Source organism: Mycoplana sp. MJR14, from assembly GCF_029210525.1.
Taxonomy (GTDB): domain Bacteria; phylum Pseudomonadota; class Alphaproteobacteria; order Rhizobiales; family Rhizobiaceae; genus Mycoplana.
Genome location: NZ_JARGEO010000021.1, coordinates 1 through 16,745, shown reverse-complemented (window position 1 = coordinate 16,745; position 16,745 = coordinate 1). Strand labels below are relative to the sequence as shown.

16 protein-coding genes are annotated in these 16,745 nt (G+C 64.3%); 8 read left to right on the top strand and 8 right to left on the bottom strand.

Going from position 1 to position 16,745, the window contains the following annotated elements; all coding sequences use genetic code 11:
• Window positions 1-496: 496 nt before the first annotated feature.
• From P0086_RS25090 to P0086_RS25065, 6 genes are all read left to right on the top strand, one after another.
• On the top strand, window positions 497-1,150 hold the full coding sequence (locus tag P0086_RS25090; protein ID WP_275790812.1) for a GntR family transcriptional regulator: 654 nt from the start codon (window positions 497-499) through the stop codon (window positions 1,148-1,150).
• Window positions 1,151-1,316: 166 nt separating this feature from the next.
• Window positions 1,317-2,288 (top strand): biotin synthase BioB, encoded by a 972-nt coding sequence (gene bioB / locus P0086_RS25085; protein ID WP_275790811.1) that lies wholly within the window; start codon window positions 1,317-1,319, stop codon window positions 2,286-2,288.
• Window positions 2,285-3,430 carry an 8-amino-7-oxononanoate synthase gene (locus P0086_RS25080; protein ID WP_275790810.1) on the top strand — a complete coding sequence of 382 codons (1,146 nt, stop codon included), beginning with the start codon at window positions 2,285-2,287 and terminating at the stop codon, window positions 3,428-3,430. Before bioB ends, P0086_RS25080 begins: the two co-directional genes overlap by 4 nt.
• Complete coding sequence (gene bioD / locus P0086_RS25075) at window positions 3,427-4,065, top strand: dethiobiotin synthase (RefSeq protein ID WP_112616278.1); 639 nt, start codon at window positions 3,427-3,429, stop codon at window positions 4,063-4,065. Before P0086_RS25080 ends, bioD begins: the two co-directional genes overlap by 4 nt.
• Entirely contained in the window at window positions 4,062-5,330 is a 1,269-nt protein-coding gene (locus P0086_RS25070) for an adenosylmethionine--8-amino-7-oxononanoate transaminase (RefSeq protein ID WP_275790814.1), read from the top strand. The genes bioD and P0086_RS25070 overlap by 4 nt, the downstream gene beginning before the upstream one ends.
• Entirely contained in the window at window positions 5,330-6,319 is a 990-nt protein-coding gene (locus P0086_RS25065; protein ID WP_275790813.1) for a beta-ketoacyl-ACP synthase III, read from the top strand. The genes P0086_RS25070 and P0086_RS25065 overlap by 1 nt, the downstream gene beginning before the upstream one ends.
• An 80-nt stretch (window positions 6,320-6,399) precedes the next feature.
• Here the strand turns inward: P0086_RS25065 and P0086_RS25060 are convergent, their stop codons facing one another.
• Together P0086_RS25060 and P0086_RS25055 are read right to left on the bottom strand one after the other, a co-directional pair.
• Window positions 6,400-7,122 carry a copper homeostasis protein CutC gene (locus P0086_RS25060; protein WP_275790809.1) on the bottom strand — a complete coding sequence of 241 codons (723 nt, stop codon included), beginning with the start codon at window positions 7,120-7,122 and terminating at the stop codon, window positions 6,400-6,402.
• Window positions 7,115-8,029: an ROK family protein gene (locus P0086_RS25055; RefSeq protein WP_275790808.1), complete on the bottom strand. Its 915-nt coding sequence runs from the start codon at window positions 8,027-8,029 to the stop codon at window positions 7,115-7,117. Before P0086_RS25055 ends, P0086_RS25060 begins: the two co-directional genes overlap by 8 nt.
• Window positions 8,030-8,112: 83 nt before the next feature.
• Between P0086_RS25055 and P0086_RS25050 the strand changes: the two genes are divergently transcribed.
• Window positions 8,113-9,111: a LacI family DNA-binding transcriptional regulator gene (locus tag P0086_RS25050; RefSeq protein WP_275790807.1), complete on the top strand. Its 999-nt coding sequence runs from the start codon at window positions 8,113-8,115 to the stop codon at window positions 9,109-9,111.
• Between the two features lie 54 nt (window positions 9,112-9,165).
• On the opposite strand, the gene P0086_RS25045 is transcribed toward P0086_RS25050, so the two are convergent.
• The 6 genes from P0086_RS25045 to P0086_RS25020 all read right to left on the bottom strand — a co-directional run bounded on the left by P0086_RS25045 (window position 9,166) and on the right by P0086_RS25020 (window position 13,976).
• Window positions 9,166-9,963, bottom strand: a complete 798-nt coding sequence (locus tag P0086_RS25045) for a transporter substrate-binding domain-containing protein (protein WP_112596749.1) — start codon at window positions 9,961-9,963, stop codon at window positions 9,166-9,168.
• A 19-nt stretch (window positions 9,964-9,982) separates the two neighbouring features.
• Entirely contained in the window at window positions 9,983-10,906 is a 924-nt protein-coding gene (locus P0086_RS25040) for an isoaspartyl peptidase/L-asparaginase (RefSeq protein WP_275790806.1), read from the bottom strand.
• Between the two features lie 10 nt (window positions 10,907-10,916).
• Entirely contained in the window at window positions 10,917-11,648 is a 732-nt protein-coding gene (locus P0086_RS25035; RefSeq protein WP_112608676.1) for an amino acid ABC transporter ATP-binding protein, read from the bottom strand.
• Entirely contained in the window at window positions 11,649-12,320 is a 672-nt protein-coding gene (locus P0086_RS25030) for an amino acid ABC transporter permease (RefSeq protein ID WP_275790805.1), read from the bottom strand. It lies immediately after the preceding gene.
• Window positions 12,320-12,991, bottom strand: a complete 672-nt coding sequence (locus P0086_RS25025; protein WP_275790804.1) for an amino acid ABC transporter permease — start codon at window positions 12,989-12,991, stop codon at window positions 12,320-12,322. Before P0086_RS25025 ends, P0086_RS25030 begins: the two co-directional genes overlap by 1 nt.
• 475 nt (window positions 12,992-13,466) lie before the next feature.
• Window positions 13,467-13,976, bottom strand: coding sequence for a hypothetical protein (locus P0086_RS25020; protein WP_275790803.1), 510 nt, complete (start codon window positions 13,974-13,976; stop codon window positions 13,467-13,469).
• A 90-nt stretch (window positions 13,977-14,066) separates the two neighbouring features.
• On the opposite strand from P0086_RS25020, the gene P0086_RS25015 reads away from it, so the two are divergent.
• Window positions 14,067-16,745: N,N-dimethylformamidase beta subunit family domain-containing protein (locus P0086_RS25015; RefSeq protein WP_275790802.1), on the top strand; the 2,679-nt coding region annotated here is incomplete at its 3' end.

Genomic DNA, 16,745 nt, shown 5'->3' with positions numbered 1-16,745 from the left:
TCAGGCACGGTACGCGGCGTACGGCTGACACTTTGATCGAAATTCTATAGGTGATGTCGACATCGTAGCGTGATGGACGCGGCAACGGCGCTGCACTAGCGACGCCGATACGGGGTCCCCGTTACGAGGCCGATTGATATTCAGCCACTTCCGACTGAAAGCGGAGTTGCCTCCACAGTTCGCTCTGGTTGCCCAACTGGCACCCTGGCTGGCGAAGAGGCAGATTGCTGCGGCAGGCACCTGTTCCCTCGATCGCCGCTGAGACCGGTTGCGCGGCGCGAGGGGCCGATGAAGCGCCGGAGAGGGCTGAAGTTGAGAGGGATCGCGAGCCGGTCCCCCAATCGTCGCCGTCGCTTCCTGGAACGCCGAATGGCGGTTTTGACTCGGAATTGCTCGGGAGAACCAGCCGGTTTCGCGTGCGAAAGCGCAGGGTGCGTACCCGAATTCGGGCGGCATCAATCTCGACAGCATTGTCTCGAGAAATTATCTGTCGAGCATGAGCACGACGACCGAAGACACCATTGCGAACCGGATCAGCCGCGTCCTGGCCGACCGGATCATTGCCGGCACGTTGGAGCCTGGCGCGAAGCTCAAGCAGGACCGCATTGCCGAGGAGTTCGGCACCAGCCATGTGCCGGTCCGGGAAGCTTTTCGGCGGCTGGAGGCGCAGGGGCTTGCAGTGAGCGAGGCGCGTCGAGGTGTGAGAGTGGCCACCTTTTCGGCGGCAGAGGTCGAGGAAGTTGCGCGCATGCGGTCCGTCCTGGAGGGCCTGGCGCTTCGCCATGCGGCCCCGCATCTGACCTCGCACATCTTGGATCAGGCCGAGGCGGTTGCCCGGGCGGGCGACAATGCTGTCGATTTCAACCAGCAGGAAGAGGCAAACCGGCAGTTCCACCGGCTCTTGCTGGCGCCGTGCAACATGCCAAGGCTGCTCGCGGAGATCGACGATCTTCACATGATCGGATCGCGGTTCATGTACATTGCGGAGCGTGCAGGGTGGACGCCGCGCGTTGACTTGGACCATCACGCCATTCTCCGCCATCTTCGCATGGGCAATGTGAACGACGCGGTCCACGCCCTGGAGCGGCACGTGCTTCGGCTGGCGGAAAAGCCAAATCGCTTTCCTGGGAAGCGGTTGGCCGTGCTCTGAGGGGCCATCGGCTCGTCTCTGTGCGGTTGCAAAAAGGCCTGATCTACAGCCAGTGCGCTCTTGCGCGAAACCCTCTCCACAAAATAATAGATAAAAACGTAAGATATCTATTTATTTTCATGGGGGGACCGTAATGGGTCGGACGGCAGCGCCGCCAGCGTCTGAAATGGGCGATTTGGCATCCAGTTTTCGTACTTCGTCCGTTGAGGACGCGAAAAATATCTATAATCTGCCGTTCAATGATCTGCTGTTTCGGGCGCAAGCGATTCACCGCGACAATTTCGATCCGAACGCCATCCAGATGAGCCGGCTTCTGTCGATCAAGACAGGCGGCTGCGCGGAGGACTGTGGCTATTGCAGCCAGTCCGCCCACTATCCGACCGGTCTCAAGGCATCGAAGCTGATGGAGGTCGAGCGCGTGCTTGTGGAGGCGCGCAAGGCCAAGGAGGGCGGGGCGACGCGCTATTGCATGGGCGCCGCCTGGCGCAATCCCAAGGATCGCGACATGGATGCGCTGGTCGCCATGGTCGAGGGCGTGAGATCGCTGGGCATGGAGACCTGCATGACGCTCGGCATGCTGACGCCCGACCAGTCCGCCAGGCTGGCCGAGGCGGGACTCGACTACTACAACCACAATGTCGATACGTCAGAGCGCTACTATTCGGAGATCATCACCACCCGCACGTTCGAGGACCGTCTGGAGACGCTCGCCAATGTCCGAAGCGCCGGCATCAAGGTCTGCGCCGGCGGCATTCTCGGAATGGGTGAGACGGCCGAGGACCGCATTTCGATGCTGGTGACGCTCGCCAATCTGGCCTCGCCACCGGAGAGCGTACCGATCAACATGCTGATCCCGATCCCCGGTTCCAAGCTGCAGAACGCCGCGCCTGTCGACCCGATCGATTTCGTCCGCACCATCGCGCTGGCACGTATCCTGATGCCGAAGTCGCATGTCCGCCTGTCCGCGGGGCGTACCGACATGAGCGACGAGATGCAGGCGTTGTGCTACTTTGCCGGAGCCAATTCCATCTTCGTCGGCGATACGCTTCTGACGGCGGACAATCCCGGGGAAGATCAAGACAGGGCTCTGTTCCGCCGGCTCGGCCTGAAGCCGATGGAGTTGGAGCGGGCACGTTGATCTCGCCGGCAATCGGCCGCTACGAGGCAACGCTTGCGGGCCTCAGGCGCAAGTCGCGGTTGCGGGCTCTCGTGCCGCAACAGGGGATCGACTTCACCTCCAACGACTATCTTGGGCTCGCCTGCGCCCCGCGCCTTGCTGCTGCGATATCGGCCGCGATCGAAGAGGGGGTCCCGGTCGGCGCGGGCGGCTCGCGCCTGCTGCGCGGCAATCATTGGGTCCACGAGGCACTGGAAACCGAGGCGGCAGCCTTCTTCGGCGCCGAGAGGGTCCTGTACTTTGGCAGTGGCTTCGCGGCGAATGTCGCGCTGTTTTCGACCCTGCCGCAGCGCGATGATCTGATTGTCCACGATGCGCTGATCCACGCGAGCGTCCGTGACGGCATCTCCTCCAGCAAGGCCGCAGCCGCCGCTGTGCCCCATGGTGACGTCGAGGCCTTCGAGGCGGCCATCCGCCATTGGCGGGCCGCAGGCGGCAAGGGCTCGCCCTGGATAGCCGTCGAGAGCCTCTATTCCATGGATGGCGACCGTGGCCCGCTCCCCGCGTTGGCGGAGATCGCCGCCCGGCATGGCGGCTTTCTCGTCGTCGACGAGGCCCATGCCACGGGCGTCTTCGGCCGGGGCGGCCGCGGCCTTGCTTCGGGACTGGAGAGTTGCGGCAACGTCCTGACCCTGCACACCTGCGGCAAGGCGCTCGGCGTCTCCGGCGCGCTGCTGGGGCTGCCTGCCGTCCTCGCGGACTACATGGTCAACCGCGCCCGCAGTTTCATCTATTCGACCGCTCCGTCGCCGCTTATGGCAGCCGGTGTGCGCGAAGCGCTGCGGATGATGGAGGATGAGCCGGAGCGCCGAAGCCGCCTCGATGCCATGCTGGCTTTTGTCAGCGAAGAGCTCCGCTCGAAGCTCGGGATCAAGCCCAGCGGCTCGCAGATCCAGCCTGTGATGATCGGCGACAATGCGCGCGCGCTTCGGATCGCACAGCGTATGCAGGACGAAGGTTTCGACATCCGCGCGATCCGGCCGCCGACCGTGCCCGACGGAACGGCGCGACTGAGGATATCGATCACGCTGAATGTCGATGAAGGGCAGATCACCGCCATGACCGGGCGGTTGGCCGCGGCCATCGAAGAGGAAAGACCGTGAGTGCGCGTTTTGTCGTCACAGGTACGGATACCGGCATCGGCAAGACGATTTTTTCGGCGGCGCTGACGGCGGCTCTCGATGCCTTTTACTGGAAGCCCGTTCAGTCCGGTCTCGATGGGGAGACCGATAGCGAAGCCGTATTGCGGCTCGGCGGCCTTGCCCGCGAGCGGATCCTGCCGGAAGCCTATCGTCTGGTGTCACCGGCCTCGCCGCATGTTTCAGCCCGCATCGATGGCGTGGCGATCGATCCCGCCCGGCTCGTTCCGCCGGAATTGCAGGCGCGTCTGGTCATCGAAGGGGCAGGGGGGCTGCTGGTTCCGCTTTCCGACGATCTCCTCTACGCCGATGTCTTCGCGCGCTGGCAGATCCCGGCCATCCTCTGCGCCCGGACATCGCTCGGCACGATCAATCACACACTGCTCTCGCTGGAAGCCATGAAGCACCGTGGCATTCCCGTTCTCGGGATCGCTTTCATCGGTGATGAGAACCTGGAGACGCAGCGCATCATTGGAAGAATGAGCGGCGTCCGCGTGCTCGGCCGCCTGCCATGGATCGCAGATCTGAGCGGCGACCGATTGCACCGGGCGTTTCGTCAGAGTTTCGATCTACCAATGATAGCGGAGGGCCTCCGATGAGCCGCCCGACCGTCTGGCACCCCTTCACCCAACACGCGCTCGAGCCGACGATGAGACGCATTGCAGCGACGGATGGCGCCTATCTCATCGACGAGGGCGGCAATCGTATCCTCGACGCGATTTCCTCCTGGTGGGTCATCACCCACGGCCATCGCCACCCCAGGATCATGGCGGCGATCCGCGCTGCGACCGAAGCCTATGACCAGATCATCTTTGCCGAGTTTTCGCACGAGCCGGCGGAACAACTGGCGGAGGGCCTGATCGCGATCGCCCCGCCCGGATTGAAGCATGTCTTCTATTCCGACAGCGGTTCGACCTCCGTCGAGGTCGCGGTCAAGATGGCGCTAGGATACTTCCATAACCGGTGCGAACCGCGCGACCGCATCGTCGTGGTGGAGGGGAGCTATCACGGCGATACGATCGGCACGATGTCGACAGGCGAGCGCGGCGTCTTCAACGCAGCCTATGAACCGCTGCTGTTCGGGGTCGACCGGCTTCCTTTTCCTGCAGCGGGATTTGAGCAGGAGGCGCTCGACCGGTTCGAGGCCTATTGCCGAGGCGGACGCGTCGCGGCCCTGCTGATCGAACCTCTGGTTCTCGGCGCCGGCGGAATGAAGATCTACGCTCCGAGTGTGCTGGCAGGCCTGAAGGACATAGCCAGACGATATGGCTGCCTGTTGATCGCGGACGAAGTCATGACCGGCTGGGGACGGACGGGAACGATGTTTGCCTGCGAACAGGCCGGGATCGCGCCCGATATCCTGTGCACCTCAAAGGGGCTGACCGGCGGTGCCGTGCCGCTCGCTGCCACGCTCTCGACCGCCGAGATCTTCGACGCTCATTGGTCCACCGACCGGCGCAAGACGTTTTTCCATTCGAGCTCCTATACTGCCAACCCGATTGCCTGCGCCGCCGCTGTCGCCAATCTCGAGGTCTGGCGGAGCGAGCCGGTTCTTGAGCGCATCCGCGATGTGGAGGCCGCCCATCGCCGGCATCTGGCCCGGTTTGAAGGCGATCCGCGGTTCATCGATATCCGCCAGGCGGGCACGATTGCCGCGCTCGACCTCGCGGTGCCTGCGGGCGGCTATCTCGCCGAGGCTGGGCCGCGTATGCGCAGGCTGTTCCGCGAACGCGGGGTGCTGATCCGTCCGCTCGGCAACGTCGTCTATCTCATGCCTCCCTATTGCGTGACGGCGCAAGAGCTCGGGCACGCCTATGACGCCATCGACGAGGTGGCAACGATCGTCCTGGAGTGCACGGGATGATGAGCACGGCCGGTTCGTCGCGCATGACCGGATTCGGCCATGCCGTGCCACAGCGCTGCGTCACCAATGTCGAGATCGAGGCCCGGCTGGGGCTCGAGGCCGGTTGGATCGAGCGCCGGACCGGCATCCGGACGCGCTACTGGGCCGGGGAAGGCGAAACCCTGACCGGTCTGGCCGCCGCAGCCGGACGGATGGCGCTCGAGGATGCCGGCATCGGGAGAAAGGATATCGCGCTCACCTTGCTCGCCACCTCCACGCCCGATCACCTCCTGCCGCCATCGGCACCCTTGCTCGCGCATAAGCTTGGGCTCGAAAACTCTGGCGCGATCGATCTTGCCGGCGCCTGCTCCGGCTTCCTCTACGCGCTTACGCTCGCCGACGGTTTCGTCAGGACGCAAGGCCATGCCGTTCTCGTGGTCGCCGCCAATATCCTCAGCCGTCGCATCAATCCCGCAGAAAGAGCGAGCTCCGTCCTCTTTGCCGATGCGGCAGGCGCCGTCGTGCTGGTGCCACATGGAGACCGCGACCGCGGCCTACTGGCCGCCGAGCTTGCGTCGGACGGAAGCGGCTACGGCCTGATCCGGATTCCGGCAGGCGGAAGTGACCGTCCTTTCGCCCCGGGCATCGCCGCCGACGAATTCTTGATGACGATGCCGGATGGCCGCGAGGTCTTCTCTCGTGCGGTGAATCTGATGACGAACACGTCGCGGCGCGCACTGGAGAGAGCCCGGATCGCCGTTCGCGACATCGATCGCTTCGTCCCGCACCAAGCCAACGCCCGGATGTCCGACGCCGTTTGCCATAGTCTCGGCATCGAACGCGCCAGGACGGTCAGCACGATCGAAACCCATGGCAATTCCTCAGCGGCGACCATCCCGCTCTCACTGTCGGTTGCGAACGGCAAGAAGCGGTTCGTCGACGGCGAAGAGCTGTTGCTGACCGCTGCGGGAGCCGGCTTGACCGGAGGGGCGGCCCTGTTTCGGATTTAGGCGGCCCCGTCGCATGAATGAGGAGCTTCCTGCCGCATATGAACGATCGATCGCCTATGGCTATCAGCCCCAGCGGGCGTTCAAACGAGAGAAGCCTTCATCGCTTTCACGATGCCGGCGTCTGTGCGTCTGGGCTGCGGTGAAACAAAGCCGAGCTCGAGCGCCCTGCCGGCGGGGTTGGCAGCGGTCGAGCAGGACGAGTGGATTTCGCGGAGCGGCAGCCTCGCCTTGATGGCTCCGAGGGTCTCGAGGTTCACGCCGGATCCCGGCATGATCACGATGCGGTCGCCGGCATGGGCGAAACAGGCCGCAAGAGCGTCGATCCCGCCCAGGACCGTGGCCTGCCCTCCCGAGGTCAGGATGCGCTCGAAGCCGAGCTCGACGGCAAGGTCGATGGCCGGGGCGAAATCGGGGCCGCTCAGGTCGAAGGCGCGGTGCAGCGTCCTGCCCAATCCCTTCGCATGATCGGCGAGACGCCCGAGCACGTCGCGGTGCAGGCGGCCGTCGACATGGTTGGCGCCGAGCACCACGCCGGCCAGTCCGGCGGCGCGCACGGCGTCGATGTCTCCGAGAAGTGCGGCCATGTCCCCCTCGCCGTAGACGAAATCGCCCGGCCGCGACCGGATCATGGCGTAGACCGGGACCTGTGCCCCGGCCGCCAGCGCCATCAGGCCAGGCGACGGGGTCAAGCCGCCGATTTCCAGAGCCGAGCACAGTTCTATGCGATCGGCGCCGCCCGAAATCGCGGCGGCGAGTCCTTCGGGACTGTCTACGCAGACCTCGAGCAGAATGTTCTCAGGCATGGGCGATCTCCTGGAAGCCGACGGTGGCGGCCCCGATCAGGCCGGGTTCGGTGGTCAGTTCGGCCTTGACCAACAGCGGGTCGGCGGCGCTGCGCAGGGTGCGACGGCGCACCTCACGGTCGAGCGCGGCGATGAGCTCCGGCACGTTGGAAAGCCCCCCACCGACCGGCACGATGGAGGAGCCTATGATGTTGAGCGTCAGCGCCAGCGGCACGCTGACCAGCTCGAGGTAGATCTCGAGCGTGCGGCTCGCCTTCGCCTCGCCTTTCCGCCAGCTGGCGATTATGTCCGTGCTGGGCAGGACCTCGCCGCAAAGAACATGGTGCAGCCTCTCCATCCCCCGCGCGCCGCCGACCGTGTCGACACAGCCACGCTGCCCGCAGCCGCAGGCGAAGTGCGGGATCTCGACCGCCGGCTGGCCGACCACCGTCTGCAGGGCCTTGCCGTGCCCCCACTCACCGGCATAGCCGCCCGCACCGGCCACGATGCGCCCCCCGATGACCAGTCCGCCGCCGACGCCGGTCCCGAGAATGACGCCGAAGACGTTGCGGTGCCCCTTGCCGGCGCCGCTGGTCGCCTCCGCCAGCGCGAAGCAATCGGCATCGTTGGCGATCCATACCGGCAGGCCGATGACGCGCTCTAGATCGGCTGCGACGTTGCGACCATCGATGCAAGGGATGTTGGCGCATTTCAGACTGCCGGAAGCAGGATCGACGACACCGGTGATCGAAATGGACACGCCCCGCGCGGTCCTACCACCCCATGTCACCCGTTCGGCGATGATGGCGGCGAAGGCGTCGAAATCGTCGAGCGGCGTTGCCACCCGGTCGAGGATCTCGATTTCTCCGCCCTGGCGGGCATGGGCGCTTTTTATCGTTGAACCGCCAATGTCGAAGCAGGTAATCATCAAATCAGCCCCTTATAAGATTCTGCGACACGGCATCTGGCCGGACGTGGCGGGTTTCCAGACCGATACTTGGGAAAGAAGCAATGGACAGTCCGCGCAAACGACGCACTTCGCCGACCATCGCCGATGTGGCCGAGCTTGCCGGGGTGTCGCGGGCCATCGCCTCGCGCGCGCTGTCGCGCGAAAGCCGTCCCGTTTCGGCCGACAAGCGAGCCCGCGTGCTTCAAGCAGCGGAAAAGCTCGGCTTCAAGCCCAATCTTCTGGCCCGCAGCCTGACCACCAAGACGGTCAACCTGATCGCCGTCATCGTCAACCACATCCACGACTTCTCCGACCTCGATCTGTTCGACCTGCTGATCGGCGAAATCCAGTCGATCGGCAAGCAGGTCATCATCGTACGTGTCGGCACGGTCGAGCGCGCCGAGGAGTTCCTGCGCAACGGTGTTGCCTACCATGTCGATGCCGCGCTCGTGTTCTCCGACTTCGCCGATGCGGAAACCGTGCGCCGGATGTTCCGCAACGACGATGTGCTGATGCTCAATGGCATGCATGACGAGGTCTCGCCCTCGATCGTACCCGATGAGACCATCGGCATCGCCGAAGCGGTGGCCGATGCCGCCAGCAAGGGCGTGGCAACGGCCGCGCTTGTGACCGGCCGCCTGTCTTCGCCCGTCGAGCAAAACCGCATCGCCGCCTTCAAGGGCGAGATGCAGCGCCACGGCATCGAACTCGTCGCCGAGTTCCGCGGCGACTACTCCTATGCCAGCGGCCGGCACATGGCGCAGTCGCCCGACTGGCCCGATGTCGATGCGGTGTTCTGCTCGTCCGATGCCATGGCCATGGGTGTGATGGACGTTCATCGCGATGCGTTCCCGCAAAACCAACCCCGGCGCTTCAGGCTCTACGGCTTCGACAATCTGTCGCTGACCGATTTCGAGGCCTATCCGATCTCGTCGATCGGCTATGACAAGAAGGTGTATGTCGGTGAGATTTTGCGCTTCCTCAACTCCCCGGGGGGATTTGCCAACGACAAGTCCCTGGTGAACGTACCGACCTTCTTCGTGCCGCGCGCGACATCCTGAAAAGAGAAAACGGGCAGGCCGGACCACCGGCCTGCCCGCCATTGGACGGGTCGCTTACCAGAGCGGGTTCAGAACCGGCGGGTTTGCCTTCTCGCCCCACCACTTCTTGTAGTTTTTCTCATAGGCGCCGCTCTGGATGTACTCCGAGACGAACATGTCGATCCAGCGGACGAAGCTCTCGTCGCCCTTGGCGACCGCGATGCCGATCGGGTCGTTGGAGTAGAGACCCGGAAGCGTCACGAGATTGTCGTTCTTGGTGGCGAGGTAGTCGAGCAGGGACGAATCCTCGATGGCCGCATCGACACGCTTCTGCTGCAGCAACAGAACGCCTTCCGGCGCGAAAGTGTCGGTGTAGACCAGCTCGGCCTCAGGGGCTGCCGTCTTGATGAAGGTCTCACCGGTCGAGCCGCGGCCGACCACGATCTTCTTGCCGGCGAGATCCTCGATCTTCGAGATGCCTGCGTCCTTCTGCACGATGATACGCAGACCGGCGCGGTTGTAGGGAATCGAGAAGTCGACCGACTTGGCGCGCTCGAGCGTCGCCGAGGTGTTGGCGACGGCGATGTCGATCTGGCCCGACACCAGCATCGAGATGCGCGCATCACCCGATACGTCGACGAACTCGACGGGCACGCCGAGTTTCTCGGCGATCATGGTCGCGACGTCGACGTCATAACCCACCGGGTTGTTCTGAGCGTCGCGGAAGCCGATCGGCTCGCCGCCGAGCGACACGCCGATGCGGACCGTGCCGCGATCGCGGATCTCGTCGATCTTGCCGGCCTGCGCCTGACCCGTAGCCGTGAGGCCGATGGCAAGCGCCAGGCCCGCAAGTTTCAAAAATAAGTTCTTCATGCTCCCTCTCCTTTGGTTGCTAGGATTTGATCGGTTCGGCGAAGCGGTGTTCCGGTTCCGGCAGGCTTTCGTCCCAGTACCAGTAGCGGATCTGTTCTTCGCAATTCAGGCTGACGACCTTGTGGTTGCCCTTGGCGTCGAGTGCATGGATGACCACGCCGGCCAGGAAACCCTGCTTGAGTTCCCGCAATTCCTCGACCGCCAGCGCAACGGCTTCTTCCAGCGAGTGGCCGAGGCGCAAGGCGAGCACGATGGTCCGCGCCGTGCCGCAGCGCATCGTCATCTCGCCGGTGTGCGTGCAGGCGGCAGCGCCGAAGCGGCTGTCGGCATAGAAGCCCGCGCCTGGAATGGGCGAGTCGCCCAGCCGGCCCGGATATTTCCATGCCCAGCCCGAGGTCGAGGTGACGACGTTGATGCCGGCTGCGCTGTCCATCGACAGGAAGACGGTGGTGTCGCGGACGCGCTCTGGATCGGTAATCGTACGGCTGAGCGGCGCCAGCGGAATGTCGGGGAATTGTGCGAGTTCGTCCGGCGAAAGCTCCTTCTCCAGCCGCTCCCACCAGACGCGCCTGCTGTCCTCGTACAACGTCTCGTCGACGGGAAAGCCGATCTCGGTGGCAAACCGGCGGGCACCGTCGCCGGTCAGCATGACATGCGGCAGGCGCTTCATGACCTCGTGGGCGAGCGCGGAGACCGGCAGCGTATCGGGCACGGCGCCCACCGCGCCGACCTCGCGGGTCGTGCCGTCCATGACGCCGGCATCGAACTCCATTCGGCCGAGCATGTTGGGCCAGCCGCCAAAGCCGACGGATCGCACCTTGACCTCGCGCTCCACTTCGCCGATGCCGGCGACCATGGCGTCGAGACCGTGGCGACCCGCCTGCAGCAGGTCAACGCTCTTGGAAAAGCCGGGCCAAGCCTCGGAATTGGCAAGCAGGATCATCTAAGGTCTTTCAGTCTTTGCGCATCTTGGAAAGGAACTGGGCCACGCGCGGCATCGCCATGCCCTTGTCGGAGAAGAACTCTTCGGTCGGCAGGTCGGCGATCAGGTGCCCCTTGTCGAGGAAGGCGATACGGGTGGAGATGGAGCGGGCGAACTCGATCTCGTGGGTGACGAACATCATGGTCGTCCCTTGCTTTGCAAGATCGGCCAGGATTGACAAAACCTCGGCCGTCATCTCGGGGTCGAGCGCGCTGGTCACTTCGTCGAGCAGGAGATAGCTCGGCTTCATCGCCAGGGCCCGGCAGATGCCGACGCGCTGGCGCTGGCCGCCCGAAAGCTGGGCCGGATAGGCGTCGGCGCGCTCGGAGAGGCCCACCTGCTGGAGCAGCCGCCGCGCCTCGGCCTCGGCGTCCTTGCGCAACACCTTGAGCACTTCGACCGGGGCGAGCGCAATGTTCTGGACCGCCGTCATATGCGGGTAGAGATTGAACAGCTGGAACACCGTGCCGGAACGCTTGCGCGCCTCGGCCAGCTCGCGCGGGTTGGACACATCGAAGCCATCCACGGTGATCCGGCCGGCATCGATCCTCTCGAGCCCGTTGATGCATCGGATGAGCGTCGACTTGCCCGAGCCCGAGGAGCCCAGCACCGAGACGACCTCGCCCGGACGGATTTCGAGGTCGATCCCGTCGAGGACGGTGTGGGCATCGAACGACTTGCGCAGGCCGGTGATGCTGATCATTTACAGACCCTTCCACTTGGTATGGGCGCGGAGCTTCTTTTCGAAGCGGCCGCCGGCATAGGCCACCAGTTTGGCGGTGAGATAGTAGAGCGCGCCGACGACGGTCCAGACGACGAACGGTTTGAGCGTGCGCAGGTTGAGGATGTTGCCGACCTTGGTCAGATCCATCACGCCGATGACCGAGATCAGCGAGGTGACCTGCAACTGGTTCACGAGCAGCCCCGTCAGCGGGCCGATGGCGAAGGCGGCGGCCTGGGGGGCGATGATCCGGCGCAGTATCTGCCAGCGGCTGAGGCCGAAGACACGGGCCGCCTCGAGTTGGTCGCGCCCCACCGATTCGATCGCCGAGACGGCGATGACATAGATGAAGGCGGCACTGTTGCCGGAGAGGGTGATGACGGCAGCCTCGGTCGGCGTCACATTGATTTTCAGGAAGGCCGGCAAACCGAAGAAGACAAGAAACAGCTGTACCAGCACCGGCGAGTTCTTGAGCAACTCGGCAATGAAGGCGACGAGCCGGGCAAGGACGGGCACCCTGTAGAAGTGGCTCACCGCCCAGAGCACGCCGATGACGAGCCCGAGGAGCGTGGTCGACACGAAGAGGGCCAGCGAAACGCCGAGCCCCTGCAGCAGCAACACCAGATCGTAAGGCGTAAAGTCCCCGTAAAGCATCAGACGGCCCCCTTCGGCTGGTCACCATTGAGGCGGCGATGCAGCGCGCCGACTGCGGCGGAGACCAGCGAGGTGAGCGTCGCGTAGACGACGAGCAGCACGAAGTAGACCTCGAAAGGCCTGAAGGTCTGGGACGCCACGATCTTGGCCGACCCGGTCAGCTCATTGAGCGTGATCGTCGACAGGATCGATGATGTGAGGATGAGGTTGATGAAGACGGAGCCCAGCGGCCGAACCGATGTCCGTAGCGCAATGGGCATGACGATCCTGCGGAAGATCGTGCTCTTCTTCAGTCCACTGACCTGCGCGGCCTCTATGATGCCGGGGTCGATCGCCAGGATGCCGGAGCGGATGACGTCCGAGGTGAAGGCTCCGCCGGCAATCGACATGGCGATGACGCCCGTCGTGAAAGCATCGATGTAGATGCCGATCTCAGGCAGCCCGAAATAGAAGAAGAACAGCTGCACGATGAAAGGTATGTTGCGGAAGAGGTCGACATAGACCGCCGACGCCTTGTTGAGCAGCGGCGAAGCCGATGTCCGCGCCATGGCGACCAGCAGCCCGAGTACAAGGCTGCCGAAGACGGCAAGCAGGCACGCTTGAAACGTCAACCAGGCCCCTTCCAGCAGGAAGGGGACATGTTTGGCGAGGATCGTCAGATCGAACTTCAAGCGGCATGTCCCGGCGAGTGAAACCGGTTTCACAATGAAGAACGGCCGGAATCTTGTCAACGGATTTTCGAAGCGGTTCGCAGTTCAGATGCACGGCCGCGAAGGTACCGCCACGCCGCCGCCAGGCACCACAAAATGCCGCGGGGCTCGCACAGCGCCGGATCATGTGCGCACCGATCGGCTTGTGTACGGCGCCGAATTTCTTCAACCCATTGCTCGAAGCCTTCAAACTCGTGGTGCAGATCGTTGCTCGCCGACCGCCATCAAGGTCGATGTCGAGGCACGTTCCGGCGCAAACGTCCCATCGGAAACGATGCGTCGATCGCGGGATGCGCGGCAGTAAATCGCGATCTAGCTCCAATGGTGTACATGTATTTCGCCCTTTCGAGACTATAATTGCGCGCGTGGTGCGGTCTCACAGATTTGATCGGGGAGGTACGCCATGCATAGCAAAGCTCATCGGTGGGCTTCTCGCTCATTTTTGCTGGATCTGTGGGCTCCCTGGTGGTTCGCCGCCGTTCGAAAGGAGAAGTCCCGCAACACAGCCTACGGGGAAAACAATCATCTTCGACTTCGGCCGGTCGCCCATACGACCCTTTGGCCTACGGAGGGTGCGGCCGCCGACGGTCCCGCCAAGGGTGCTGTGCCCGGCGAAGAGGACTGTGAGCAGGAAGCGGCGGTCCGTGACGCGCTGGGCGATGTGGACGACCTCTTCGCACAGCCCTTGATCGACCGTTTTGCAGCGATCTACGAAGCTGCCATGCGAAGCGGCGACGATGCCACGCGCCAGCTGCTTGCCGACGCATGGCGTTCTGCGCACGCCGAAGCACTCGCTGTGGGTGCTGATCCCCTGGCGTCGTTTCTGGCGAAGGGTCCTGCCCCGACGGTGCCAGAAAGAGATTTCACCGCGGTGGCCGACAGGCATGGCGCCGGGGGAAACGTCGTCATCCTTGAATCGGCCCCCTCGGCCCAGGAGACGCCCCACGTTGCCGGGTCTCCTTCGTTTTTCTCGTTCGGGATGCCATTCGGCGTCTGCGGATGCGGCTATTTTACCTCTCCCACGCGGGTTCTCGATTTGGCCCATGGTGGCGGCCTGCTCGAAGCCGATGGCCAGCTGCCCGGTACCAGGCTCGATGAAGGGCCGGACCATGTGTCGTCGGGCAAGGGGACGATGGGCGCCTCGATCAGCGATCCGCTGCTGGATCGGGACGTATCGCCTCTCTCCGGATGGAACGGCACGGCAAACTGGACCGAAACGCCGGTATGGCATGGATCGCTGCCAGGTGGCGGCGAGATCGGAACGGGATCGAGCACGTCGAAGGGCGTCGGCATCCTTTCGGGCTCGGTGACCAGGCCGGTGACGGTCCAGCAGCGGGGCGAGACGGAGAACCTGGTGGCCGCGGCTGCGGTCGACAACGCCATCGTGCTGGAGAACCAGAAGCAGGGCAATCCCGAGAGCGAGTGGGGCATCGACGGCGCCGGCAGTTCGAACATCGAGGGGTTCGCCACCGACATCAGCGTCGACAACGGCAATACGATCAGCTTCAAGATCGACACGGACTCCACGAACTACCGGATCGACATATACCGGCTCGGCTACTATGGCGGCATGGGCGCCCGGAAGGTGGCCACGCTCCAGCACACGGGCCTGCAGAACCAGCCTGCACCCCTGCGCGATGCCGCGACCGGCATGGTCGACGCCGGCAACTGGGCGGTTTCCGCGACCTGGGCGGTGCCCGAAGACGCAGTATCCGGCGTCTACATCGCCAAGCTGGTGCGTCAGGACGGCACCTTCGGCCAGAACCACATCCCGTTCATCGTCCGCGACGACAGCAGCACCAGCGACATCGTCTTCCAGACGGCCGACCAGACCTGGCAGGCCTACAATGGCTGGGGCGGGGCGAACTTCTATGGCGGCAACGGCCCGGCGACGGGGCAGGGCGCCGGCCGCGCCTATGCCGTCAGCTACAATCGACCCATCGCGACGCGCGGCGGCGTCGGCACCTTCGCCGGACCGCAGGACTACCTGTTCGGCGCGGAATATGCGGGCATCTACTGGCTGGAACAGAACGGCTACGACGTCTCGTACATGGCGGGGGTCGACGCCGACCGGTATGGCAACCTGTTGCTCAATCACAAGATGTATCTGGACGTCGGGCACGACGAATACTGGTCCGGACAGCAACGGGCCAATGTCGAGGCCGCGCGCGATGCCGGCGTCCATCTGCAGTTCTGGAGCGGTAACGAGGTCTATTGGCGGACCCGTTGGGGCAACAGCCTCAGCAGTGACGCCACGCCCTATCGCTCGCTGATCTCATACAAGGAAACCTGGTCGCCGAGCGCCAGCATCGATCCGTCCAACGAATGGACAGGGACTTTCCGCGACCCGCGACTGAGCCCGCCCGCCGTCGGTGGTGGCAACCCCGAGAACTCCCTGACCGGACAGTTGTTCAAGGTCGACGATGTCGGCAACAATCTGCAGGCGATCACGGTTCCCTATGATGACGCCAACCTCCGGTTCTGGCGGAACACGAGCGTTGCCAACCTCCAGCCCGGCCAGACGGCGACGCTGACCAAGAACTATCTCGGCTACGAATGGGACGAAGCGTCCGACAACGGCTTCGACCCGGCCGGCCTCGTCAAGCTGTCGTCGACGACGCTTCCCGTCAGTACCTATCTGCTCGACTACGGCAACACGACCGGCAACGGCGTGTCGACCCACAATCTGACCCTTTACCGCGCACCGAGCGGCGCGCTCGTCTTCGGCGCCGGAACCGTCTATTGGGCGTGGGGCCTGAGCGACAATCACGACCTCCAGTCGACGCCGACCGATCCCCGCGTGCAGCAGGCGATGGTCAATCTGCTTGCCGACATGGGCATCCAGCCGGGCACGCTGCAAGCCGGGCTTGTCCCGGGTGTTGCTTCGACCGATCAGACCGCCCCGACGTCCAGCATCACGGCGCCCGCCACCGTCGAGGCGGGGGCGACGGTCACGATCACCGGCACAGCCGCCGACACGGGCGGCGGGGTCGTCGCCGGCGTCGAGATCTCGACCGACAACGGGCAGAGCTGGCATCCCGTGACAGGCGACGAGAACTGGACGTATTCGTGGTCTCCGCCGACCGCGGGAACCTACACGATCCTCTCGCGCGCCGTCGACGACAGCATCAATCTGGAAACGCCCTCGGCGGGACGAACGGTCACCGTCAGCGGGCAAAGCTACGTATCGCTGTTTCCGGGTGGCGCCACACCGGCGGTCGTCAACACCAACGATACCTCGGCCGTCGAACTCGGGGTGCGGTTCCAGAGCTCGGTGGCCGGCACGGTCAGCGGCATACGCTTCTACAAGGGTAGCCAGGACACCGGCACCCACACCGGCTCCTTGTGGTCGAGCACCGGGACGCGGCTTGCAACCCTCACATTCACCAACGAGACGGCCAGCGGCTGGCAGACGGCATATTTCTCAAGTCCGGTGACATTGACGCCCGGACAGACCTATACGGCGTCCTACCACACCAATACCGGCCGCTACTCCACGACAACCAACTACTTCACATCGAACGTGACGAGCGGGCCGCTGACGGCGCCCGGGAGTGGGAACGGTGTCTACGCCTACGGCGCCAACAGTCTGTTCCCGACCAGCACGTTCTCGGCAACGAACTACTGGGTCGATGTGATGTTCACGCCATCGACTTCGGGCAACACGGCGCCGACGGCGGTTGCCGATACGGGCAATGCGACGGAGAAGGGCGGG

What these genes read in the sequence shown, in the direction of transcription:
- P0086_RS25065 (WP_275790813.1), top strand. Translation starts at nt 5,330, where the DNA reads ATGAGCACGGCCGGTTCGTCGCGCATGACCGGATTCGGCCATGCCGTG.
- P0086_RS25045 (WP_112596749.1), bottom strand. Translation starts at nt 9,963, where the DNA reads ATGAAGAACTTATTTTTGAAACTTGCGGGCCTGGCGCTTGCCATCGGC.
- P0086_RS25090 (WP_275790812.1), top strand. Translation starts at nt 497, where the DNA reads ATGAGCACGACGACCGAAGACACCATTGCGAACCGGATCAGCCGCGTC.
- P0086_RS25040 (WP_275790806.1), bottom strand. Translation starts at nt 10,906, where the DNA reads ATGATCCTGCTTGCCAATTCCGAGGCTTGGCCCGGCTTTTCCAAGAGC.
- P0086_RS25055 (WP_275790808.1), bottom strand. Translation starts at nt 8,029, where the DNA reads ATGATTACCTGCTTCGACATTGGCGGTTCAACGATAAAAAGCGCCCAT.
- P0086_RS25060 (WP_275790809.1), bottom strand. Translation starts at nt 7,122, where the DNA reads ATGCCTGAGAACATTCTGCTCGAGGTCTGCGTAGACAGTCCCGAAGGA.
- bioB (WP_275790811.1), top strand. Translation starts at nt 1,317, where the DNA reads ATGGGCGATTTGGCATCCAGTTTTCGTACTTCGTCCGTTGAGGACGCG.
- P0086_RS25035 (WP_112608676.1), bottom strand. Translation starts at nt 11,648, where the DNA reads ATGATCAGCATCACCGGCCTGCGCAAGTCGTTCGATGCCCACACCGTC.
- P0086_RS25030 (WP_275790805.1), bottom strand. Translation starts at nt 12,320, where the DNA reads ATGCTTTACGGGGACTTTACGCCTTACGATCTGGTGTTGCTGCTGCAG.
- P0086_RS25070 (WP_275790814.1), top strand. Translation starts at nt 4,062, where the DNA reads ATGAGCCGCCCGACCGTCTGGCACCCCTTCACCCAACACGCGCTCGAG.
- P0086_RS25050 (WP_275790807.1), top strand. Translation starts at nt 8,113, where the DNA reads ATGGACAGTCCGCGCAAACGACGCACTTCGCCGACCATCGCCGATGTG.